The organism is Limisphaera sp. 4302-co (assembly GCF_049537155.1).
Classification (GTDB): domain Bacteria; phylum Verrucomicrobiota; class Verrucomicrobiia; order Limisphaerales; family Limisphaeraceae; genus Limisphaera.
Window position 1 is genome coordinate 200,642 of the sequence record NZ_JBMVQZ010000004.1, and the last position, 23,441, is coordinate 224,082.

Annotated in this window: 13 protein-coding genes and 1 tRNA gene; 6 read left to right on the plus strand and 8 right to left on the minus strand. The window is 64.8% G+C overall.

Features of this window, described 5'->3' with window-relative positions; genetic code table 11:
- Positions 1–23: 23 nt before the first annotated feature.
- The 4 genes from ACPDIX_RS06195 (at position 24) to ACPDIX_RS06210 (ending at position 4,685) form a co-directional block, all read left to right on the plus strand.
- Complete coding sequence (locus tag ACPDIX_RS06195) at positions 24–743, plus strand: type II secretion system protein (protein ID WP_423430907.1); 720 nt, start codon at positions 24–26, stop codon at positions 741–743.
- A 707-nt stretch (positions 744–1,450) separates the two neighbouring features.
- Positions 1,451–2,119: a CDP-alcohol phosphatidyltransferase family protein gene (locus ACPDIX_RS06200; protein WP_423430908.1), complete on the plus strand. Its 669-nt coding sequence runs from the start codon at positions 1,451–1,453 to the stop codon at positions 2,117–2,119.
- Entirely contained in the window at positions 2,116–2,706 is a 591-nt protein-coding gene (locus tag ACPDIX_RS06205; protein WP_423430909.1) for a peroxiredoxin, read from the plus strand. The genes ACPDIX_RS06200 and ACPDIX_RS06205 overlap by 4 nt, the downstream gene beginning before the upstream one ends.
- A 299-nt stretch (positions 2,707–3,005) precedes the next feature.
- A complete protein-coding gene (locus tag ACPDIX_RS06210) occupies positions 3,006–4,685 on the plus strand; it encodes a 30S ribosomal protein S1 (protein WP_423430910.1) in 1,680 nt (559 codons plus the stop codon).
- Positions 4,686–4,932: 247 nt separating this feature from the next.
- Here ACPDIX_RS06210 and ACPDIX_RS06215 read toward each other — a convergent pair whose 3' ends face one another.
- Both ACPDIX_RS06215 and cobA read right to left on the minus strand, forming a co-directional pair.
- Positions 4,933–6,252, minus strand: a complete 1,320-nt coding sequence (locus ACPDIX_RS06215) for an FG-GAP repeat domain-containing protein (RefSeq protein WP_423430911.1) — start codon at positions 6,250–6,252, stop codon at positions 4,933–4,935.
- Positions 6,253–6,330: 78 nt separating this feature from the next.
- Positions 6,331–7,878 carry a uroporphyrinogen-III C-methyltransferase gene (cobA, locus tag ACPDIX_RS06220; protein ID WP_423430912.1) on the minus strand — a complete coding sequence of 516 codons (1,548 nt, stop codon included), beginning with the start codon at positions 7,876–7,878 and terminating at the stop codon, positions 6,331–6,333.
- 244 nt (positions 7,879–8,122) lie between these two features.
- Here cobA and ACPDIX_RS06225 point away from each other — a divergent pair.
- Together ACPDIX_RS06225 and ACPDIX_RS06230 are read left to right on the plus strand one after the other, a co-directional pair.
- A tRNA-Ala gene (locus ACPDIX_RS06225) sits at positions 8,123–8,198 on the plus strand.
- 60 nt (positions 8,199–8,258) lie between these two features.
- The gene (locus ACPDIX_RS06230) at positions 8,259–9,203 is read left to right on the plus strand and encodes an MnmC family methyltransferase (protein WP_423430913.1); all 945 of its coding nucleotides are present in this window, start codon (positions 8,259–8,261) and stop codon (positions 9,201–9,203) included.
- On the opposite strand, the gene dnaG is transcribed toward ACPDIX_RS06230, so the two are convergent.
- The 6 genes from dnaG to ACPDIX_RS06260 all read right to left on the minus strand — a co-directional run bounded on the left by dnaG (position 9,158) and on the right by ACPDIX_RS06260 (position 23,366).
- On the minus strand, positions 9,158–10,966 hold the full coding sequence (gene dnaG / locus ACPDIX_RS06235) for a DNA primase (protein WP_423430914.1): 1,809 nt from the start codon (positions 10,964–10,966) through the stop codon (positions 9,158–9,160). The two genes, ACPDIX_RS06230 and dnaG, sit on opposite strands and share 46 nt — an antisense overlap.
- Positions 10,967–11,136: 170 nt before the next feature.
- Entirely contained in the window at positions 11,137–11,889 is a 753-nt protein-coding gene (locus ACPDIX_RS06240; RefSeq protein WP_423430915.1) for a PEP-CTERM sorting domain-containing protein, read from the minus strand.
- Positions 11,886–12,683 (minus strand): Ig-like domain-containing protein, encoded by a 798-nt coding sequence (locus tag ACPDIX_RS06245; RefSeq protein WP_423430916.1) that lies wholly within the window; start codon positions 12,681–12,683, stop codon positions 11,886–11,888. Before ACPDIX_RS06245 ends, ACPDIX_RS06240 begins: the two co-directional genes overlap by 4 nt.
- A 2-nt stretch (positions 12,684–12,685) precedes the next feature.
- Positions 12,686–13,261, minus strand: coding sequence for a toxin-antitoxin system YwqK family antitoxin (locus ACPDIX_RS06250; protein ID WP_423430917.1), 576 nt, complete (start codon positions 13,259–13,261; stop codon positions 12,686–12,688).
- 62 nt (positions 13,262–13,323) lie between these two features.
- Positions 13,324–14,181, minus strand: a complete 858-nt coding sequence (locus ACPDIX_RS06255) for a hypothetical protein (protein WP_423430918.1) — start codon at positions 14,179–14,181, stop codon at positions 13,324–13,326.
- 14 nt (positions 14,182–14,195) lie between these two features.
- Positions 14,196–23,366 (minus strand): hypothetical protein, encoded by a 9,171-nt coding sequence (locus tag ACPDIX_RS06260; protein ID WP_423430919.1) that lies wholly within the window; start codon positions 23,364–23,366, stop codon positions 14,196–14,198.
- Between the last annotated feature and the right edge of the window lie 75 nt (positions 23,367–23,441).

Sequence of the window (23,441 nt, forward strand, 5' to 3'; positions counted from 1 at the left end):
CCGGCGCCGGGCGGGGCGGGATCTTGAGGAAGTGGCTGCGGGGCGCGGCCGCTTTCACCCTGGTGGAACTGCTGGTGGTGATTGCGATCCTGAGCGTGTTGGTGGCGATGTTGTTGCCGGCGGTGGCACGTGCCAGGGAGGCGGCCCGGCGGATTGCGTGCCTGAACCATCTCCGACAGTTGGGCCTGGCGATGCAGATGTACGTGCAGGACAACGAGGGCCGGTATTGTCCGCGCACGCATCCGCTGCGGTGGCCGCAACGGCTGTTGCCGTACTACGAGGATGTGAAGGTTCTGGTTTGTGCTTCCGACGGGCCCCAGCCTGCAACGGGTCGTGCGGATCCCCGGCTCTGGCCCGCCGACGCCGCACCCCGAAGTTTCATTTACAACGCATGGAACGATTATTACCGGTCCTGGTTTCCCATGGATGACTGGCGCCAGGTGGTGTCCAGCAACGGTCACGCCATTCGGGAGGCCGACCTTCGCGAACCCTCGGAGACCTGTCTGCTTGGCGAAAAACGAACCGATTCCACGCATTGGTACCTGGACTACGAGCGGCTGGAGGACCTGACCCAGCTGGATCAGGCGCGGCACGGTGGTGCGCGTGGCGCGGGCAGGGGATCGAATTACGCTTTTGCCGATGGCAGTGTCCGGTTTGTACGGTTCGGCCGGACGATCTGGCCCGTGAACCTGTGGGCGACCACGCCGGAGGCGCGCCAGGCCGGAGGTCCGCTGTTGCCTTGACCTGCCGGGCAGGGGGTGCAGGTGTGAACGGGTGGCCGGGGCTTGTTCTCTTGATCCGGCTGGACCCTTTCCAATGGAAATGGGCCGCCCTCGGGTTCAGGCTCCGCCTCTCATGACCGAGACCGGCCCAAAGGTGCCGGTGGCGGCCGCGGGAGGAACATTTCGGACCCGGTTGCTGGGATGGGCGATCGTTGGATCATGAAGCCTGCCTCCTGCAACCCGCTGGCGCGGCATTCTCGGTCGTTCCAAGGTGCAAAAGGGTCCAGCGTTGTCCGTGGCAGGCATGGGTGGGTTGTCGTTCTGCCGAGGACACGCCGGGTGGCACGCGCAACGGGTCATGTTTGGCCCTTGGAAGGCGTCGTGCCACCATGCAGGACTCTCAGGGGGTGTTCGCCTGTGTGGTCGGGGATTGCTTTCGTGGTCTGGCCAGGTTGGTGCTGCCGGCCGGTGTGCGTCCGGATGGGGGACGAGGTTGGCGAGGGCGGGTCGTCCCGACGGGTGACCGGCGGGGAGGATTCGTACGGACGGTGGGGTGGAGTCCCGCAGGCCGACGTGGGCCCGGGGCGGGAGCGGATTGCTGGCGGCCGAGCGACCCCGGACATGGTGCGCGGGATGTGTCTTGCCCTTGCGGGGGTGTCCAGGTGGCGAGGGTTGTGTGACGGATTTGGTCTTGTCTGGGCGGGCGGTCCGGTTACCCATGGGGTCGGATGACCACGGCCAACAAGGTGACGATTCTGCGGATTCTGCTGATCCCGGTGTTCGTGGTGGAGGTGTTGTATTACGTTCAGACGGGCTGGGAGGTACACCGGCACGTGGGTCTGGCGTGTTTTGCTGTGGCGGCATTGTGCGATGCGTTGGACGGTTTCATTGCCCGGCACTTTCGTCAGCAGAGCGAGTTGGGGGCGGTGCTGGATCCGTTGGCCGACAAGCTGCTTTTGGTGTCGGCGATGGTCCTGCTGAGTTTCGATCACAGCCCGTACCTGGACCGTGTCCCGTTGTGGTTGACGGGGACGATCCTGGGCCGGGACATCCTGCTGGTGGTGGGTCTGGCGGTGATCCACATGACGGTGGGGCATGCCGTGGTGCGGCCGCGGATGGTGGGGAAGGTGGCGACGGTTTTGCAGATGATCGTGGTGCTTTGGGTGCTTTTGAAGTTGCACGGGACGGCCCTGGGGTTGCTGGCGCTGGCGGCGGCAGTGACCACGGGTGTTTCGGGGCTGCTGTACATATGGGATGGGGTGCGCCAGCTCAGTGCCAGCCCGAGCAGCGGGCCGCGGCCGCGGCCGGAGCAGGAGCCGGCGGGTGCAAAGGCGCCGGACGAACCGGAGCCGGCCCGACCGGGCGCGCAGACGCAAGGAGGAGAGGGATCGTCATGAGTGGGAAGACTCCATCGGACGCTAAAGAATTGCAGGAGGGGGATCTGGCGCCGGACTTCGAGGCGCAGACACATGCCGGAGCCCCTTTCCGGTTGCGGGAGCAGCGAGGTCGCTGGGTGGTTTTGTATTTTTATCCGCGCGATCACACACCGGGTTGCACGCGGGAGGCGTGCGGGTTTCGCGACCGGCACGATGCGCTGGAGCAGCTGGGCGCGGTGGTGGCGGGGGTGAGCACCGATTCGGTGGCGTCGCACGCGCGGTTTGTGCAGAAGCAGCGGCTTCCGTTCGTGCTGGTGTCGGATCCCGAGGCTGTCGTGTGCCGGCGATACGGTGTCCGCGCGCCCAGGCGCTTCATGGGCCGCACACGTGAGGGAACGTTGCGGACGACCTTCCTGATCGATCCGGAGGGGAGGATCCGGCGGATCTGGCGTCAGGTCCGGCCCGACGGGCATGCGGATGAAGTGCTGGCGACCCTCCGGCGCTTGCAGTCCGGGGAGGTCGAATCTCGTGGAGGCCCAAAGGCGGGAGCGGGCCGTTTCGGTCGGGGTCGCGTGGGAAAGGGTGGCGGAAGCGGGGCCGAGGGGTAGGGCGGGTGTGGTGATCGGGGCCGGTTTTTGCCCTTGCACGGCACCGGTGTGTCCGTATGCTTGCCGTTCGCCTGGACTCCGCGGGTGCGGATGTTCCACGAGAGGCTGAGAAAAGAGAAGTTAACGCGGAACTGAACCTCCGGCTCCTGAGAAGGAGGGGCCGGCCCCGGAGGCATCCGGGGGACAACCTCCGTTGCCGCTGCAACGACTGGTTCGTTAGGCAATGGAGCATTCGGCAGCGCCCCTCAGGGGTGCGTTCCCAAGCGCTCCACACAATCCCGACAAGGCTGAGAATTCTTATGCTTACGATGGAAGACGCCATGAAGCAAAGCCCGATGCGCTTTGCGGTTGGCGAGATTGTGCCCGGGACCATCATCGAGGTGCGTCCCAAGGAAGTGTTGGTGGACATCGGTTACAAGAGTGAAGGGGTCGTGCCCCTGAGCGAGTTCGAGAGCCCCGAGAGCCTCCAGCCCGGCATGCAGGTGGATGTGCTGATCGAGAAGCTGGAGGACAAGGACGGCATGGTCGTTCTCTCGCATGAGAAGGCCATGTTCAAGAAGAACTGGGAACGCATCCTGGCCATTTGCAACGAGGGCGGTCGGATCCAGGGTCGGGTCAAGGCGGTGGTCAAGGGCGGTCTGCTGGTCAACGTGGGGGTGGAGGCGTTTCTGCCGGCGTCGCAGGTCGACATCACCACGCCGAGGAACCTTTCTGAGTACGTCGGCAAGACCTTTGAGTTCAAGGTGGTCCGGATCAACCCGGAGCGGCAGAACATCGTGTTGTCGCGGCGGGAGGTTTTGGAGGAGGAACGGGCCCAGCGTCGTGCGAAGCTGCTGCAGGAGATGATGCCGGGCGACATCCGCAAAGGGCGGGTCAAGAATCTGACCGATTTTGGTGCGTTCATCGACCTGGACGGAATAGACGGCCTGCTGCACATCACCGACATGAGCTGGGGCCGGATCGGGCATCCGTCCGAGCTGCTCAAGGTGGGGCAGGAAATCGACGTGGTGGTGCTGGACGTCAACCGCGAGAAGGAGCGGGTCAGTCTGGGCCTGAAGCAGAAGACCCCCAACCCGTGGGACCAGATCGAGACGAAGTATCCGGTGGGCACTCGTGTGAAGGGCAAGGTGGTGAACCTGGTCCCGTACGGCGCGTTTGTGGAACTGGAACCGGGCGTGGAGGGATTGGTTCACGTGACGGAGCTGTCCTGGACGAAACGGATCGCCAAGCCCTCGGACGTCTTGCAGGTGGGGCAGGAGATCGAGGCGGTGGTTCTCAGCGTGAACCGCGAGGAGCAGAAGATCTCCCTCGGGGTCCGGCAGCTGGAACCGAATCCGTGGGACACCATCGATCAGAAGTACCCGCCGGGCACGCGCGTCAAGGGCAAGGTGCGCAATCTCACCAGTTACGGTGCGTTCATCGAGTTGGAGGAGGGCATCGACGGCATGGTGCACGTCTCGGATCTTTCCTGGACGCGCAAGATCAATCATCCCTCCGAGGTGCTCAAGAAGGGCGACGAAGTGGAGGCAGTGGTGCTGGAGGTGGACAAGCCCAACCAGCGGATCGCCCTCGGTATCAAACAGCTCACCCCCGACCCGTGGGAACGGATCGACGAGCTCTACAAGGTGGGCGATCTGGTCACCGGCAAGGTCACGAAACTGGCCAGTTTCGGCGCGTTTGTGGGCTTGCAGCATGACATCGACGGCCTGGTCCACATTTCCCAGATCAGCGAGGAACGCGTGGACAAGATCAAGAATGTGCTGAAGGTGGGCCAGGAGGTCACCGCGCGGGTGATCAAAATCGATCGTGCGGAGCGCCGGATCGGCCTGTCCATCAAGGCGGCCAACTACACCGAGGAACAGTTGCGCGAGGAACAGCGGCTGCTGGACCAGCTCAAGCCGGGCGAAGACCTGGTGGCGCTGCAGCATGCCTTCGAGGCGGCCGAGGAGGAACGCGAAGGGGAAGAGTCCAAGCAGTGATCGGCTGCAGAACCGTTTGAACGGGGCGGGTTCGTCGTGCGGACCCGCCCTTTAGTATTCGTCGCCCCGGGCCGGGGTTCAAATGCCCCGGGAAAGGGGTCCGCGGCCCGGCCAGTTGCGGCCCTGCCGCGGGCCCGCCCGGCTCGCGTGGGGTCGGGTGAGGGCGCGTAAGGGCACCCGGGGGATGGCCGCTGCGTCCGGTGCCCGGCCGTTTGCCGGGGCCGGCCGGGCTCCGGGCGCACCGCCATCAGCGCTTGTGCGGCAGGATTCGAGCGGGCTGGCGCGCCTCCCATTCCTCCCGGGTGACCGCGCGCATGCGATGGAGGAAGACAAAGGCACCCTTTTTGTTGCCCACGAGGATGTCCGGCCAGCCGTTGGCGTCGAGGTCCAGGACGGTGACCTGTGTGCCCACGCCCGAGTCGTGGTCCACCAGGTGCGGCTCGAAGAAGGGGAGGCTGCCATCCGAAGGGCGCACGAGGCGGAACCAGTAGAGGACCGCAGGGGCGTTGGGTTCGGGATCCCCGGTGGGTCCGTGTGCCCAGAACCGTTTGCCGGTGACGAAGTCGGTGAGGCCATCCCGGTCGAAGTCGGCCGCAGCCAGGGCATGGGCCTGGGAGAACCGTACGCCGTAGGGGTTGGCAGGATCCTGTTCTCCGATGATGAGATGCCGGCGGAAGGTGATCTCGTGGCCGGAGCGGATTTGTTCGAACCATGCCAGGCCGTATTCGTGTGCATGGAGGGCGGTGACGACGTCGTTCAGACCGTCCCCGTTGACGTCGAACACGAGCATCTGTGCGCCGCCACGGCCGAACGAGGCGGGATGCCGCTTCCACAGGGGCCGCCCTTCCAGCGATGGAGGCTGCTCCCACCAGCCGTCTTTTTCCAAGAGATCCGTGCGGCCGTCACCGTTCACGTCGCCCCAGCCCAGGCCGTGGGTGTACCGGCCCCAGTCTCCGGGCGGACTGACGGGCACGAAGGTCCACGGCCGGTGGGGCTGGCGGGGATCGAACTCTGCATAGCCCAGGCGTCCGCCCGAGAAACAAATCAGTTCGGGCCGGCCATCCCCGGTGATGTCGGCCAACCCGGGCGATTCCCCGTCGGTCGGTTCGAGGGCCAGGTGGCCGGGCCAGGGCACGCCCGGTCTGCATGGATTTTCGTACCAACGGGCGGGGCCGCCGGGGTGGGGTAGAAGCAGAATGTCCGGCCAGTCGTCTCCGTTGAAATCGCCGGTGAAGGTGAGGAACACGTCGGCGTAGGCGTTGCGCGAACCCAGGGCACCTTCGAAACCGGGAACCACTTCTCGGGAGCCGTCCTCGCGGGTGCGTTCGAAAGACTGTGTGGCCGGAGCAAAGGCAAAGCGCCGGGAGAAACCGGGACCGAAATAGACGTACGGTCCGCACACCACGTCGGTGTGACCGTCCCGATTGAAATCGGCGGCGTGGATGCCTTCGGCCCAGAACTCCTGTGTGAGGACCCGTTTCTCGAACTCGTGAAGGTGAAACTCGGGGGCCGGCGTGGCGGCCAGCAGGGCGGTGGCGGTGAGCTGACAGAGGAGGACCCGGCGCATGGAGCAAAGCTGCAGGGTTACCTGCCGGCCGGTCAAGTGCGGGCCTTGGCGGCGCCGGTGCCCGGGATGCGCGTGAGGTCAGCGCGATGCCACCAGACGTTCCGCGATGACGTGGTCCCGAATGGCCGCGACCAGGCCGGGGATGGTGTGTTCGCGGGCCTCCACGGTGGGGGCCAGGCCCAGACCGGCCAGGGCACGGCTGGTTTCGGGCCCGATGCTGGCCAGACGGAGCGTGGGGAACCGGCCCAGGAGTTTGGGCAGATCAAACCTTTGATGGAAATGTTCCACCGTGGAGCCGCTGGTGAAGGTGATCCAGTCGGCGCCTTCTTCGCGCAGGCGTCGGGCGGTCTCGTCGTTGCCCTCGGTCTCCGCCACCGTGCGGTAGACGGCGATGTCGTCCACAATGGCACCGTGTTCCTCAAGGGCCTTGGGGAGGTCGGGATTGGCCACCTCGGCCCGGAGCAGGCAGATGCGGAGGTTTTCCAGGCTCATGTAGTTGGCCATGGTCTCGGCCACCTTGGTGGCCAGGGCCTCCTCGGGCACGAGATCCACCTGCAGGTGCAGTTGCCGGAGTCGTTCGGCCGTGCCCGGTCCCACGGCTGCGATGCGGGCGCCGCCGAGGTCGCGCAGGTCCTGGAATCGCTGGAAGAAGAAGTCGAAAAAGGCGGAGACGCCATTGGGGCTGGTGAAGACGAGCCAGTCATAGCTGTTCAACTCCAGCAGGGCGTCCATGACGTCGCGCCGGCGTCGCGGAGGGGCGGTCTTGATGACGGGCACCTCCCAGACTTCGGCACCGAGTTCGGCCAACGGCCGTGACAGGGCGGCGGCCTGTTCCCGGGCGCGTGTCACCACGACGCGCTGGCCGAAGAGCGGACGGCGTTCATACCAGTTGAGCTTTTCGCGCAGGCGGACCACCTCGCCGATGACGGCGACGCCGGGTGCGCCGAGCCCTGCGCGGGCCAGTTCGGATCCGATGGTGGCCAACGTGGCCACCACGGAGCGTTGACGCGCCGTGGTGCCCCACTGGGTGACCATCACCGGCGTGTCCGGCGCCATGCCGTGGCGCAGGAGGACCTCGGCGATGCGGCCCATTTGCGCGGTGCCCATCAGGACGACCTTCGTCCCCGGCAAACGGGCCTCGGCCGCCCAGTCCACGGGGCATTCGGGCGACTCGGGATCCGCGTGCCCTGTGAGGATCACCAGGCGCGAGCTGTATCCGCGGTGGGTGACGGGCACGCCTGCATATGCCGGCACCGCGACGAAGGAGGAAACGCCCGGCACGACTTCGAACGGAATCCCGGCCTCGGCCAGATACAGTGCTTCCTCACCGCCGCGGCCAAAAACGTAGGGGTCGCCGCCCTTGAGTCGGACCACCGTTTTACCCTCGCGGGCGCGGGTGGCGATCAGGTCCATGACGGCGGTGCGGTCGGCCGGTCCTTCTCCTGCCCGCCGTCCGCCGAAGACCCGCTCGGCCTCCGGCCGGGCGAGGGTCAGGATGGCCGGATTGACCAGGGCGTCATACACCACCACATCTGCCCGGCGGAGCAGTTCGGCGGCACGGAGCGTCAGCAAGCCCGGGTCTCCCGGACCGGCTCCCACAAGATACACTGTGCCGATTGTTGGCATCGTTGGGAAACTATCGGCTGGCGCGCTTCTGGCAAGGCCGGGTGTGGGAGGGTGGTCCTGCCTGCAGGGGAACCCGGCGTTGACCGGCGGCTGTGCCCGGCTGCCGGGAGTTGCCCGGCGTTTGAGCGGTGGCGGGAATGGGCTTGCGCAACGGCGCGAACGCGGCATATTGCAAAGCGGTTGGCGCGGTGGTTCCTCGGAAACGCCGCAGCCGGCCGGGCCCGACAAGGGCTTGCAGACCGGTGGGGTCGTAGCTCAGTTGGTAGAGCGTCTCGTTCGCACTGAGAAGGTCAGGGGTTCGAGTCCCCTCGGCTCCACCAATTTTCTTTTTCCGCGGTCACACTTCGGTCACGCTCCCTTGACGCCGTTCGTTTCCGTACATGGAGCATGGAGGGTCCAACAGCCGGTTCGAGTTGGTACCGCTGGCGGGCGGTGGCTGGGCGGTGCATGACAGGGCCTGGGGCGAGACCATGCACCCGGTGGCCGGGCCCGAGATCGAGCCGGCCGCGCTTTACGTGGAGGAACTGCAACTGCCGCAGCTTTGGACGCGGGTCGAATCGGGCCGGCAGGCGTTGGCAGTGGTGTGGGATGTGGGATTGGGCGCCGGGGCGAACGCCCTGGCGGTTCTGCGCTCGGCGGCGGCGCGCCGGGTGCGGTTGCGGCTGTGGAGCTTCGATCTTTCACTCGACGCCCTTGCGTTTGCGCGGGCGGAGGCTGGGCGGCTCCGGTATCTTGCGGGGTGGGAATCCCTGGTGGACGAGTTCCTCGCCCGGGGAGCGTTCACCGGCACGGTGGGCGCGGCCGGGGTCGAATGGCGATATGTTGAAGGAGATTTCGCCCGGTGGCTGGCGGTTGATGAGCCGCCGGCCGATGCGCCCGATGCGGTGGCGTTCGATCCCTATTCGCCGTCGTGCCATCCGGACCTGTGGACGGCGGAGGTGTTCCGGCGGCTGTACGGCCGGCTCGACCCGTCGCGGCCGTGTGTCCTGACCACGTACTCCCGCAGCAATCGGGTTCGAACGGCACTGTTGATGGCGGGATTCTTTGTGGGACGCGGCCGGCCGGTGGGTGTGAAGGAGGAAACCACCGTGGCATCGAACCGGTTGGAACTGTTGAGCCGTCCGTTGGATCACGCGTGGCTGGACCGGTTGCGAAAAACACCGCCCGCCGGTTCCGGCCGGCACGCGGGAGACGCCCATCGGATGGCGGCCCTCTCCGTGTGGGAGAGGCTCCGGCGCCATCCGCAGTTTGCCGGGCTGCGGATGTCGCCCGCGAGGGATCAAGGGGCCGGCTCGTCGGGCAGCGGCAGATCGGCCAGTTTCTGATGCCGGAGGTTCTGCATTTCCTGGAGAAGGGCCAGGCGATCGGCATCGGAAAGGTCCGGCCGGCCCATCCGGCGCCTGTACTCGTCCAGGCGCCGGTCCAGCCAGGCGTTGCGGATCCGGAGGGTGACGTCCCGGACTTGTCGTTCGGGTTCCGGCAGAGGGCGGTCGTCCACTGCGCAGGCGCTGATCAGGGACTGGAGTTCCGGTTCGGGCAGGGCCTGGACCAGGTCGGCCACGCGGAGGGGGCGTCCCTCGCGTCCCCACTGGAAAGACATCTGGACAATGCGGCGGACGCCGTCGTGTTGGAGCCATTCAGGGGAGAGATGTTTGACCAGCCACGGGAGGAGGGAGTCGTGCTGCAAGAGCAGGCGCAACAACCACTCTTCCAGCGGAGGCGGCCCGGCGGGTGCGGCCTGGCCGGGCGTGGGCTCTGACTGTGGGCGGGGGGAGCCGCCCTGCCTGTCCATGCGGCGGAACTCCGTCAGGACCGCCTCCGGGCTGACGCCGAGGACCGCCGCGGTTTTGCGGGCGTGATTCTCGATCAACAGGGCGTTGGCGGTCTTGAGGAGGAGACGGCCCATTTCCCGGAGAATGGCGAGCCGGCCACTGTCAGTCTGCACGTCGTGCTTTTGGCAAAGCCGTTTCAGGTAGTAATCGAAAAAGTCACCGGCGTTTCGGATGAGGGCCTGAAAAGCCTCGGGCCCGCGGGTGCGAATGAAACTGTCGGGATCGTCCGGAGACGGGACCACGGCCACGCGGACGACGAGACCGGCCTCCAGCAGCGCCTCCAGGGCGCGGCTCATGGCCTGTTGGCCGGCTTCGTCGGAATCGAAACACAGGACGGCCTCGGAGGTGTAGCGGCGGAGCAGGCGCGCGTGTTCCTCGGTGAAGGCGGTGCCGAGCGGCGCCACAACGTTGGTCACCCCGGCCTCGTGACAGGCAATGAGGTCCAGTTGCCCCTCGCAGATGACGGCGAAGCCCGCGTCCAGGATGGCCCGCCGACTCTTGTCCAGCCCGTAGAAGACCCGGCTTTTTCGGAACAGGGGGGTTTCGGGTGAATTGATGTATTTGGCGGTTTCGGCCTCTGAGCCGAGCACGCGGCCGCTGAAGGCGATCACCCGGCCCTGCTCGTCGCAGATGGGAAAGATGAGCCGGCCGCGGAACCGGTCGTAGTAGCCCGAACCGTCCTCGCGCCGAATGATCAGCCCGGCCTGTTCGACCAGTTCGGGGTCGAACCCCCTGCTGCGTGCCCAGTTGACGGTGTCGTCCCAGGCGGCGGGTGCGGCTCCGAGCCGGAACTTTTGGATGGCTTCCGCAGAGACGCCGCGCCGGGCCAGGTAATCGCGGGCGGCCCGGCCGGCGGCTTCCGTGGCCAGGACGTTCTGCCACCGGCGCGTGATCTGTTCCATCAGATCGAGGAGCCGGCGCTTGAGGTCGCGACGGGCCGCGCCCTCGGTGTCTTCCTCGAGGGCAAGACGGATGCCCACACGCTCGGCCAACCGCCGGACGGCCTCCGGGAAGGAGACGTTCTCGTAGAGTTGGACGAAGGTGAAGACGTCCCCGCCCTTGTGACAGCCGAAGCAGTGAAAGATCTGGCGTTGCGGATGGACGTGGAAGCTGGGGGTTTTCTCCTTGTGGAACGGGCAGAGTGCGACGAAGTTGGCGCCGCGGCGTTTCAGGGGCAGGTAGGCGCTGATGACCTCCACGATGTCGTTGGAGGCGCGGATCTGTTCCAGTGTGTTCTGGGAAAACACCCCTGCCATGGTCTTGCCAGGGTTCAGTTTGGGCTGTCCCCCTCCGCCCGGCAAGGACCTGTCTGCACCCCGGCGGTGGCCCCGGAAGCACCTGCGCTTCCCGCGGGTGGACCGCCTCCGGCGCCGGGAGTCCCGGCTGTCGCAGCGCGAACAACCAGAACACGATGCTTGTGCCCGGCTCACCGGACCCGGGGTGACGGGGCGGTTCTGCGGCGAAAGCGCCGCACCAGCCAGGCGCTCAGGAGTGCAAGCGACAGCAGCGTGGAGACACGGGCTTCAGGGACATAACGGACCTCCAAGCTCCAGGATTCCAGGATGTAAGCTCCACCCGTGCTGACGTCCGCAAGAAAGAGCATCCAAGTGCCCTCTTGGGAAAGTCCGGACATGTCCGACAACGGTGCCGCCCGCAGATCGGTCTCCAACACGAAGTTCGGATGGTTGGTTCGTCCATCAGGTTGCCAGACTCCGGTAAGCGGCGTGTCCAGAGGCAGGTCGTCGTTGCCCGTCAGAAACGAGCGGTATTTGTGGATATCGTACGCCGCTTCATCGTCGAAGGTGATTCGCACGGGGACTCCGTCACTGTAGCCGAAGGGTCTCCGGCTGGAACGCCCGGGACGGTTCAACAGGACGGTGTAGCCGGTCTCCAGGCGCGTGAGTGATACGAACAAGTCGCCCAAGAAACCGCCTCCGGCGGCGGGGCTGAGGGCGAGGGTGACAGTGATGGACTCAATGGGAGCAGGACCCGGAGGCAAAAGATGGGCGTCCGCCAGCCCGGCGAGGTCTCCATCGGGGATCGCGTTCTGCACGGTGAACTGAAATGTTTGTGGCTGGTAACCCGCCACGGGTAAGATGGTGGTCAACCACCATCCCAGGCAGATCAAGCGGCTGAGCCGGGCAAACGACACAAAGGATTTGGGCGGTCGCAAACTCATGGGGCAACGAGTCGGTAGAAGCGCATGGCGGGCGGTGGCAGGGTGGGGTCCGTCCAAAACACGAGCCCCCGGGCATCGGCATGGACGATCTCCAAGGTCAGCCAGTTCGTCGAGGTCAGGCTTTCGTTTGCTTGGATCGCGTAGGGTTGACCCGGGATTCCGGCGAGGATCAGGCTTCGCCTCCCGTCGGGCAGGATCTGGATTTGGACCAGGTTCAGCGACGGTGCCGGTTGTGGCCCCCTGATCCGGACGACAACCATCTGCCGCACGGTGTGTCCGGCGCTGTCCTCCACAGTGTACGTGAATGTGTCCTCCTGCGGCAGCGGGTCCGCTGGTTCGTACAGGATCCACCCGTTGTCCATAGAAACGCGACCACCTGCGAACGTTCGCTCATCGAGGCGGGTCACATGCAGTCGGTCTCCATCCGGGTCGACATCGTTGGCCAGGAGGTCGGAGATGGCCGTTTTCGCGGTCTGACCGGGAAACCGGAACAAGGTGTCCGATGAGGCCACGGGGGGATCGTTCAACGTGGCGACAAAGCCCACGGCCAACTCCACTTTTCGGTCGCGATCCGCCAGATGGCCAACCGGCGTGCCTATGCAAGCGTAAACGCGGTAGTGGAACGAGGAGGCCCATCCGCCTCCCCGGCTTGGTTGAGCGGGTTGCAACGTGTAATGGGCCGAGCGCGCCACCGGTTCCCCGCAGTGCGTAGCCGCAGGACAAAGGACGGACGTGCTCCAGATCGCGATTTGGAGTAAGGACTTCGACCGCAGATGAAAGGTCTGCTTGGCCATCGTCACGGGCCGGACGCCGGGTGCAGGATCGTTCCCGCCATGCCGGAAGTCTCTTTCGCCGGCCAGAGGCGCCTTTCCACAACCCGGCCATGTTCCAAGCGGATTTCGGCCCTGGGCGAACCGTCGGGGTCATAGGATCGGGCCCAGCCGTGGGGTTGGCCGCTTTCGAACATCACCTCCTCGGCAAGCGCACCGTTCTCGTGCCATCGCTGGTAAGACCCTTGGTACCGCCCCTCCACCAAGTGGGCGACCGACTGGGTGGTCCCGTCGGGGTACCATTTGATCCTCCGTCCATGGGGGATCCCTTGACGGTACTCTTCTTGTACTTGGAGCTGGCCATCCGGATACCAACCTTCCGAGAGCCCTTGCAATCGGCCTGCAACAATGCGGGAACGGGAGAGCAAACGACCATCCGGATATCGTTCGACCAGCAGACCCTCGAAAGGGCGCGTCCGGCCCTTCTCGAACAATACACCGTCTCTCAGCTCCAGATGATCGCGTGTGACCTCGCGCAAGGGCACGGGCGTCCTGATGGCAAACCAGCAGGCCAGGCTGCCGAGGACCCCCGCGATCGCCATGATCAGCAGTCGCTGCGAAGAGACTCGGAAGCTGCCCTTGAAATGTTGCCCATGGAAACCCATCAGAACACCCTCAGCCTGAAGAATCTTGCACTGGTTTCACTCCCGGATTCAGATACCTGAACCTCCACTTCGATCAGCCGAACGTCAGCGGCCTTGTACTCCGTCACCGGCCCATCAGCCGTGCCCAGGACGCGGAAGGGGACGGGGTTCCATCCCCGAAGATCGCTTCCCGTGAGGACTTGATAGGTGCGACCGGTCACGGCCGTGAATCGCAGTCGGGCACTGTTGGTACCGACATCCGCGAGTTCCAGCAGCAGGCTCTGGCTGCGGTCGTAGGCGTAGGTGCCCGCAAGATACTCCTGGAGGTTGCTCAAACCGTCTCCGTCGAGGTCGTCCTCCGGTCGGATGTCCTGCAGGGTGCCGTTGCCACCGAGTTGTTGCAGGAGGGCATATTCCCAAGCATCCGGGAGTCCGTCACCGTCGGAATCCGCGCCCAAGGTGAGGTCCAGTCTTGTGCGTTGGGCAGGTTGTCCCAGGGCGACCAGGCTTCCCTGCATCTCGATCGGCAGCCAGGTGGTGCGCCCGATGGTAACCTTGATGCGAAACGGGATCAGGGGTTGGAGGGCCGTGGGCCGGTACCGCTCGGGAGTGACACCCGCATCCATGGGTATGGTGAGCCTGTAATTGAGGCCGCCACGCATCGTGGGAATCAGAGGGGCGGAGATGGTTTGGCCTGTGGACGTTTCCAGGGTGATTCGGGCGGATGGGGTACCAAGGGGCGTTCCGTAGGAGTCGCGGACGACTCCTTCGATAACATGGTGAGGGGCCGGCGGGTATGCCCACACGATGCTCATCGTCGAACCGAACCCGAGGGCGGCAGACCAGAGCCCAATGGTGGCAAGGATGTTTTGTCGCATGGGAAAGGGTGCTGTTAGTTGCCCGAATACGAATAGGTGACAAACCGCAGTTTGATGTCATGGACCGTCCCGATGAAGCGGTCGAGCCCTTCCTCCGGATCGTTCAGCAGCGTGCGTCCCGGGATGACCAGTTTCCACCGGCTGTTCCAAACGGAGCGCCCGATGAGGCGCCGGTTGGTAAACTGGGACGGCTGGAGACGCCCATCCGAACCGTAGATGTCGGCGGGGAAGAGTCGGGCGTCGGGTACGGGCCGGAAGGCCTGGTGTTTGCGCACCGCAAATAGGGGTTCGGTCAACGAGTCCCCCGAATGCCAGAATGGGAAGGAGGAAAACTCCGATGCCCCGATGTTGAACGGCAGCGGGATGGCCACGTCGTCCACCGACCAGGTGCGCACGACGCTTTGGTCCCCGAGTGGCGGGCTTCGCATGGAGTCCACGCCCGCTGGGATCAAGTAAACATAGGGAGTGGCGGCGAGTGCATTGGGATCCAGGAAGGTCAGGTCCGGGTCGGCCGGCGAACTGCCGCCTGCGTAGGTGACCGCGCTTTGGTTGGCGGTGGGGACGTCCATGCCCACATAGCCTTCCAAGGCCACCCCGACGGCATGGATCTTGGTGGCGAACGCGCTGGGACTGAAGTTGTGGTCTCCTCCTGCCAGGGGCAGGCCGAACAGGTTCAGACCGGTGCCGACGGTGGTGCCGAATTCAATCACCAGACCGGGTGCAGTCTGGCCGTTGCCGGGGTCAATCTGCAGGGCGTAGCGGCGGACGTCGGGATCCTCCAGCAGGTTGGCCACGCGACGGCTGGACAGATAGTCGCGCCAGACCTCGTCACCCTCGGGCCCCGGCAGGATGCGGAGCAACTCTCGCCGGAGGGAGACAGTGGTTCCGTAGGCGTCCGGATTGTTGAACCCGAGACGCCCCTTGAGAACCAGCCAGTCTGCGTACATCTCAGCCAGGATGCTGGAAAGGCCCGGATCCCCGGTGTTGCTGCCGGCGAACTGGGGCTGCCCGTTTCGGACCACACCCAGGGCGCGGGATTGGACGGCCCGGGCCAGGAAGCGTCGGCCCTCGTCAGAATGCAGGAGGCCGGTTTCGTAGTCGAAGGCTTGTGCGGCCATGAAGGTGTACCGGGCGGCCAGGTCATACAGGGTCTTGTATCGCTCCAGCTTCTCGTTCCGGAAAATGCGGAACGCGGCGTCGCGCGTGCGGAACCCTTGGATGACGGCGGCCGCACGTTGGCGAAAGATGCGGCGCTCTTCCTGGATCCGGTCGCCCTCGGCCAACAAGGCACGATATTTCCGCCAGGCGTCATCCAGCTCCTGCAGGCGGGCGTTCAGCTCCGGCAGGAGATTCTGCACACCATAGACCTTGTCGCGGAGTTCGCTCGTGGCGTCACGCAATTCCTGGTTCCACTCTTCCTGCTGGATGTGACCGAACTCGACCCAGCGCTCGGTGGTTTCGTTGGCGAATTCAAAGGCCTTGATGGCTGCGAAGGTGCCCACCTTTTTCCATTCCACGGCGGTTTTGAAGGTTACTCCGGCTGCTTCGATGGCGCCCCGTGCAGGCGCGGTCAGGTCGCCGCCGGCGGCGAGACCGGCGATGAAGACGGTGGGCAGGGACTCGGCCGCCGTCTCGGAAATCTCCGTGATCTGCTCCGAGGTGGCGTCAAAGACCTTGTCCACGATCTCCGTTGCCAGCTTGACCGAGTCCAGGACCTGCCGGGCCGCGAGGAGCCCGGTTTTCCAAGCGCGGATTTTTTCATGGGATGCGATCTTTCTCTCGAAGGCTTTCAGGGCCCAGTCGAGGTCCCCCTTGGCCGCATCCACATTGTAGAGAGCCAGGTACGCGGCGTTCCTGGCCTTGATGATGTCCGAAATCGCCTGCTGGATCTTCCCGGGGGAGGCCCGGCGGCTCTTCCATTCCGCCGGTTTTCCGAAGAAACCGTGGGCCGGCAGAACGAACTCGACGTAGAGATTGGTATTGTAATTGGGCGCCCAGGGGTTCTCCGCCAGACCCAGGTCAATCCCGTCCACACGTGCCTTGGTGATGAAATTGAAGTCGGAGATTCCACTCTCGGCATCGACCCAGTTCAGAGTGAAGGTCTGGGTGTCGATGCGCCAGACGCTGTCGGAGCGGGGATCCAACAGCGGGGTGCTGAGTTCGGCTTCGTCCACATACATGTAGTGGACGAGGTCGGGCCCGTTGTAGCCGCTGCGGTAGGTCTTGCCCGGCCCGATGTCATCCGGGTACGGCGTGCCGTACAGTTCGATGAGTTGGTTCGTGTAGGCCAGTTCCTGGCGGCTGACGAGGCTTCGGAATTCGGCGAGCGAATCCTCCTCCGAGCGCATGAGGCGGGTGACGTCCTTGGCGTCGTCGAATGCCGCCAGGGCGTTTTGAAGGGCCGCCAACGCGCGGGCATAGATCTGTTCAAAGTGTGTCTGGGGCTCGTTGCCCACGACGAGATTGGGGTTGATGTCGAACGGAATGGCCGTGGCAGGCAGGCCCAACGGGTTCAGTCCGGCTTCGGCGTTGTCGATTGTGGCCTGCACACCGCCGGCGATGGCGGGCAGTTCGAGCAGTTCCACAACCGTGGTTCGGTCCACCTGTTGGATGCCGCCTTCGTGGGACGGATCCGGGTCACGGTCCGGTAGAACGGCGTTGCCGACGACCCAGTTGACGTAGGCTCCCAGGCCGGTGCGGGTGGCCCAGTGATCCACGCCCCAGAGCCGTGTGCTGGGGATGGTGCGGCGTGGATTGGTACTGGCGGCTCCCAAGTGTTGCCAGCCCCGCCCCCGGCCGGGTTTGTAATCCCTGTGCCACGTGAGATCGGTGATCTGCCGGCCGGTGCGGGCGACTGCGGCGGCGGCTGCGGCAAACTTCCGTTCATCCTGATAATCCACCGAGACGGGGACGCCGAGGACGGTCACTGCTTCGATTCGGGGGACCCAGTCGAAGTCGGTGTTCATCAGGAGGCCGTAATAACCCTTGAGGGCGGTGAGATAGTGGCCGTACGCGTCTCCGTGTCCCTGGGGATGGAGACGACGGGCATCCTCGGCGTCAACCCGGCCGTCCTCGTTCATGTCCAGGATGTTATAGTTCAGCGCGTAGATGACCTCGCCGGCGTCGATGCCCCGGGTGTAGTTCCAATAGAGGCGGTTATAGACGGGTCGGATCTCCACGCCGGGCATGAGGTGGTCGTCGCGACCGCGCAGGAGGGCAAGCTCTTCCTCAAGCAGGGACGGAACCTGGCCTCGGAAGGCGAACAGTGCGGTGGCGATTTCGCCGTAGGTGTGGTCCTTGGTACCGATGCCGATTGTGGGATTGGCGGCATCGGCCCAAGCCTCGTTGCCCAGCATCATGTAGAGGTCGTTGAGGTACCCGGCAGCCAGCAGCAGGGCGTCATTGGCGGGTCCGTAGTTGATGCCGGCGTCAATGCTGAGCATTTTGCCGCGGCGCAGAACGGTTTCGTAAATCTCGATGAGCCCGAACTGGTTCAGCGATTCGAGGTTCAGGGCAATGTCACCTTCCCACCGTGGACCTGCCTGCTGAATGATACTGACGTCGGTGCTGATCTGGTGTGAGAAGAGGTCTGCCACACGCTGGTTGAAGGGGTTGATGCCGGCGAGCACGCGTTTGATCCAGCCCTCGGCCAGTTGCGGGCGGGTCCAGGCGGACCAGGCAATGTTTCGTGACGGGTCACCGGGGTCGGGGCGGAAGGAGGCATGGTTGGAGGAGACGGGTTGGTACCGCATGATGAGATAATTGTCGCTGAGCGCCCGCACGTCGGCCTGGCCGCCCAACAGCGCGCGGAGGCCGTCGGGAAACCGGACTGGGTCGAGCGGCACCCACCCTTGATCGGTGACATCCACGACCTGACTGGCCTCGATGCGGAGGTTGAAAGTGAGGCGTTGGTCGGGGACCGCCGAGGAAAACAGCTCGACCGCCACCGTATGCTCCTGGGAACCGTCTGCTCGGACCCGGCCCCCGGCCAGAGCGGCCGGATCCAATCGGTAGGCCCGTGGCAGGGGCTGGAAGATCCCTGGTGCGGAAGACGGGGGTGTGTCTTGGGGTCCGAAGTTGGCGGTGATGTACAACTGGCCGTCCAGGTAGACTTTCGCGCCCAGGTCGGCATTGAGGTCGAGACTCAACCAGACCTCGTTGTACGTCGCGTCACCGGGTACGGAGAAGGTTCTGAAGACCACGCTCTGGGGATGGTTGGTGGTGGCGGGTTCAAAGACCTCCACGGGTTGGAAAGCCGCCGGTGGCACTGGTGGATTGGGGTCAGGCTGCACGGCCCATTGATTGGTTGTGGAGCGCGGGGAGACGGTCCCCGGGATCTCGCGGCCTTCTGCGTCGCGGAGGATGAGCCGCATGCCGGGCCTGATCAGTGGGCCGACGGCCGGGTCCACGGAAATCCACAGGAGGTTCTCGGTCCACTGAACCGGCCCTCGGAACGCGATGCGCTGGCGTGGAACGATACTGGTGATGACGTCTGCGCGGACACGCTCCGCTTCCACCCCGGAGAGTCGGGACGGTGTATCGGATTCCGTGGGGAAGGGAATGTGCTGCCAGACACCATCTTCGAGCAGGGCGGCGCGCGCTGTGCGGTACACGTCGGGGGGCAACCCATCCACGGGTGCGGCGATCTTCCATTCAAACCGGTAGTCCTGAGCCCGGCCCGCCAGGTCCACCACCTGTTGGAGGGTGAGGATCTCGCTCAGAGGGTTGGACGAGGCCACGATCTTGAGTTCGCCTCGGTAGAGGGTGTCGGTCACGCGGATAATGTGAATCGAAACGGGTTCCGACGGAGGCGTGAAGGCCAGGCCATTGCCGGCGATGAGCGTGACATAGCCGGTGCCCGGTCCGATCGCGGTCAGGGCATACGAGTCCACAGCCTCATCATCGTCGTTGACCTCACAAACATCGGAGGGTCCGTAGATGGTGTCATCGTATGGGTAGTAGGTCCCCGGTCGGGCCGGATTTTCCAAGAAGAGTTGGAGGTCGGTTTGCAGGCCATCAATGGCCGCCTCCCACCGGGCACGTTCCGAATCGTACGGCAGGCAGAGCGCCTTGAGTCGGGCGATGTCATCCTGGCCCAGCACATTGGGCAACAGGTAATCGTCGCCCGTGGGTTCGTCCCGGAAGACGCCTTGCAGCACAAGGGCGCCGAACTCACCACGATTGGGATCGAAGAAAAACCGCTCGCTGAGATGAGGGGGCAAATTGGGGAAGTAAGTTCGGCCCCGGTAGATGGTGGTACGGATGGAGTCCGGGATCTTGCCCAGGCGGTCGGTGCCGCCCGCAGGTCCCAGGGCAAAGACCTTCTCGCGTGTGGGATCATGAAGGACCACGGAGGGGGCGCCGTCATCGCGCGTGACCTGCGACTGCTGATAGACCACCTGAAGGCTGGTCTGACCGCGGACGGCCGGCAGACCACGCTTGGGCAGGGTGAGGGTTTCGGCCATTTGAAGAACCGGGGCATGGGCTGGCCAGACTGGTGTGTAAAGGATGTGAAGGGCGTTTCCGTCCGGATTCTGGCCACCGGTGCTGTTTCCGTACACGGGATCTCCCGCATAGGTGCCGTCGCTGTTGCGTGGCCGCAGATAGGGTGTGACGGTGCCCACCGGGGGCTGTGCATCGAGAGGCAGGGTCGGGAAGAAGAAGCCCGGGAGGGTCTTGTAGTAGAATTGCATGGCGAGAGTGGGCGAGTCGTTCGGGTCATGGGGACCGCGGTAGACCCAGATATTGCCCTTGCGATCCTGGAGGGTGAAGGATGCATAGCGATCGCGCAGGTCCGGGTTGAGGGGTTGGACCGGCAAGGGTTCGTAGGCCAGCCGCCAGGAGTTGAACGCATCGGCCTCAATCTGGTTGTCAGGAATGGCAAGCCGGCTTGCCGTTGCACCGGCCGTGGCAGCCTGGTCGTCCTCGAACTGGAGATCCACGTAATGGTTGTTACCGTCGAACCCCACCTCGACGACCTGCACGCTCCAGGCGCTTCTCAAAGTGCTGTCCAGTGCCAGCACCACAGCATTGTCCGGTAACGCGGTGAGGTGTGGTGCGGGATCCTCGATAGCGAAGCGCACCAGGTTGGCACCCGTTGGAGTTGCCCCGGTCCATTGCTGAAGCGGGATGAGATCACCGGCGAGGATGATGCCGGTGAGTGTCTGTGCGGTGTAATCCACGCCGGTGACGAGAAACCGCTCGATTTCATCAAGCTGGTGGGTGTTTTGGACGCGGAGCACGCTGCCCCGAGGAACACCGTGCGGCTTTGTGGTGGTGAGGGTGACCTCGTCGTAGCCTGCGTTCATTTGCACGGCCGTGGCTTGGATCTCCCAACCCCGGACTTCCCGGTTGAGACTGATGGGTGACTGGCCGGCGATGCGGGGCGCCCATGGCACCCCCAACAACGGCAGGGGCATGGGGGGCTGAATGACCGTGCCGGCCTCAACGGCATACTTGAACACATCGCCTGTTTCGGGCCGTTCCCGCCGGACCTTGAACACGGACATTGCAGGACGATTGTCCTCGGCGGTGTACTCGATGAGGACGTAAGGTTCGGACGTGTAGTTGGTGCCCTGAGTGATATTCAAGTCGTCGCGCAGGGCGTAGGCCTGGCCTCCCTGCATGAGTGCGTGCTCCTCGTTGGGGTTGAACCCGGGCTGGTTTCGATCGTTCTGATAGTAGATCTGGCCCTTGGCCTCCAGGCTGCTCAGCGGACCGCTGCCATCGTTGCTGGCCAGCACGATCTCCCGCGCGGGGTCGGGCCAGCGCAGGGTGTACCGGCCAAGGACGGCCGGCCAGTATACGGGTCTGAATCCCTGCGCCATCTGCTCCTGGTTGATCGAGTTGAGCCGGAACCACCAGACCTGGAGACGGTCGTTGCCGGGAGCGGCGTTGACCGGAATGATGGCACCGCTGTTGGCGGCCTCGAAGCCGGCGAGGAACGGGTCCACGTAGGCGCCGGGATGAAAGGCTGTGCCCGCGCTTTGTCGGATGTAACCGGCCCAGTACGCCTGCTCGACGGGATCGGCGCCCAGTTCACCGGCAGGCGCATGGATTCGCTGACCCACATATGCGATCTGGTTGACGACGCGCGGTGCGGCGAGGCGTGCCGGGAGCGTGTCCGGGAATCGAAGCTCTCCGTTGGTCCAAATGGGGAAGCTCCTACCGGTGGCTGGGTCCACGACCGTCAGACCCGATGCGAACGTCCCGTTCCACCGGGCGGGATCGGAGACGAACGTTTCGAGCCAGGAGAGCACCCGCTCGAATCGGATGTTGTCCCCCGCCCGGAACCGCAATAATGTTCGATGCACCGGGTACTGTTCGGTCAGGTAGGTGTAGAAACTGAAGGTTTCGGTCAGTTTGGCCCTCGGGCGGTCCAGAGCGTCCTGATAATCAATCATGGGGGCGTTTTCGGGTGGCAGCGGAACCGCCGTCGCTCTGGCCTCCTCTTCGCTGTTCACACGGGGACGCAAATAGTGGCTGTACTTGAGGATGTCGGTGGGCCAGACCTGGCGATAGCGCACGAATCGGTTCGGCCAACGGAGTCCCTCCACTCCGGTTTCCAGCCAGTGAACCTGGACATCGTTGCGGTTGCGGGTTTCGCGGGTGGCAAAGAGCACAGGTCGGGGCGAATCTGCAGGCATGTGCTGGTAAACAAAGTCGAGGCTGCCCTGGACGGGATCTGGATACAATGCCGAGTCGTCGGGTCCCTCTTCCGGCGGGAAGGCCGTGAGGGGCTCGCCCAACTCAGTGTTGACGTCGGCGGGTACGGGTTCCCTGTAGACATCCACGATTTCGAAACCGAGGGGCCGCCGGATGCGTCCGCCGGGCTCCGTCTCGCCCAACAATTCGACAAAGACGCGTCCTTCCACGTTGTATGCCAGGATCTCGCGACGAGAACTGTCGAACCAGAGGGTGCGGGTCTCTTCCAACTGTGCGTTGGGATCCTCGAGAACGGGTGTTTGACCCAGGGCGCGGTACGCGGTGGCGACGCGCCTGGGGAAGGTGCTGTTGAAGAGCACATTGACCACGGAGACACGCCCGGGCGGCACTGCCACGGGTTTTCCGGTGGCGCGGAACGGGCCTTCCGTCCAATAGATCTTGCGGGGTGGCTTGACGGGACTGCCCGAGACAAGGTACCGCGCCCGATAGAGGGTGTAATAATTGCCTGCCTCCACCCAGTAACGGTTCGGGTTGGTGCCATAATCCGGCGGCGGCATGTTGGTTGGTTGGGCTTTGCGCCAGACCACCTCGATTTGGCCCGCTTGGATGGCGTAGGTGGTTTGGGAATGGGGGCTCCAGTAATAGGACACTGCGGTTCGGGCCAGGAGGGCGGGGAAGGCGTCTTCCAGGAGCAGACGATTCAGACGCGCCGGATTGTCACTGCCGGAGCCTGCGGGATCGAGGTTCATTGTCTCCAGCGAGAGCACCACGTTGCTGAACCGGCTGAGCGTGTACAGGGAAGGCCCCGCCACGATGGCATTGAGATCAATCACGAGGTTGGTCATGAAAGCGTGGTTTGTCGGCTCGTTGAGCAGCTGCCGTGTAGTGTCGGAGAGCCGATCCTTGACAAAGGCGGCCACGGGATCGGCGGCGGCGTTCAGTCGGGCCGCCAACGCGGACGGATCCAAGATATCGTTGGTTGCAAATCGGGCGGGCCGATGCGGCTCGGGGTGCCAGTACTCCCGGGCCAGTACGTTGGGCGGCAGCGGGTTGCCGTCCACGTCCACCAGGGGCGGTGGGATGGGGGATCCAAAAAAGAAGCTGACCGACCGGCTTACCCACGGTGCGCCGACCCGTGCCCGGACCAGGACCACCAAGATCTGGCCGCCGGCCTCGCCGCGTGGCAGGTCCAGATTGGCTGCGGCGGCGTTGGCGGCGTAACTCAGGGCCGGGTTGAGATTGGTGTTCCGGGGTGCGACCACGGCCCCCACGGTGATGATGGACTGAAACTGCTGGGGTGATGCAGGGCTTTCGTCAAGCCCGTCCCCCCTTTGCTGTTCAGGGGTCGGCGCCCGGCCGTCGGACCCCGGCGGCACGCCGTTGGTGGAGGATATGGGCACGCCGCGCAGCGACTGGTAGTTGTAGTCGGTGCGGTCTTGGCGGAGTTCGAACGGCGTGGCCGGAACCGGATTGTGGTCGGCCCGGACCGCCACAACCGCAAGGGCACCCAAGCAGCACAAGGGCACCTTTATAGACCGGGGCCGAGAGGGTGCATTCATGGGCAAGGGGGCGGTGGCTGTAAGAGCCTGGCTGGG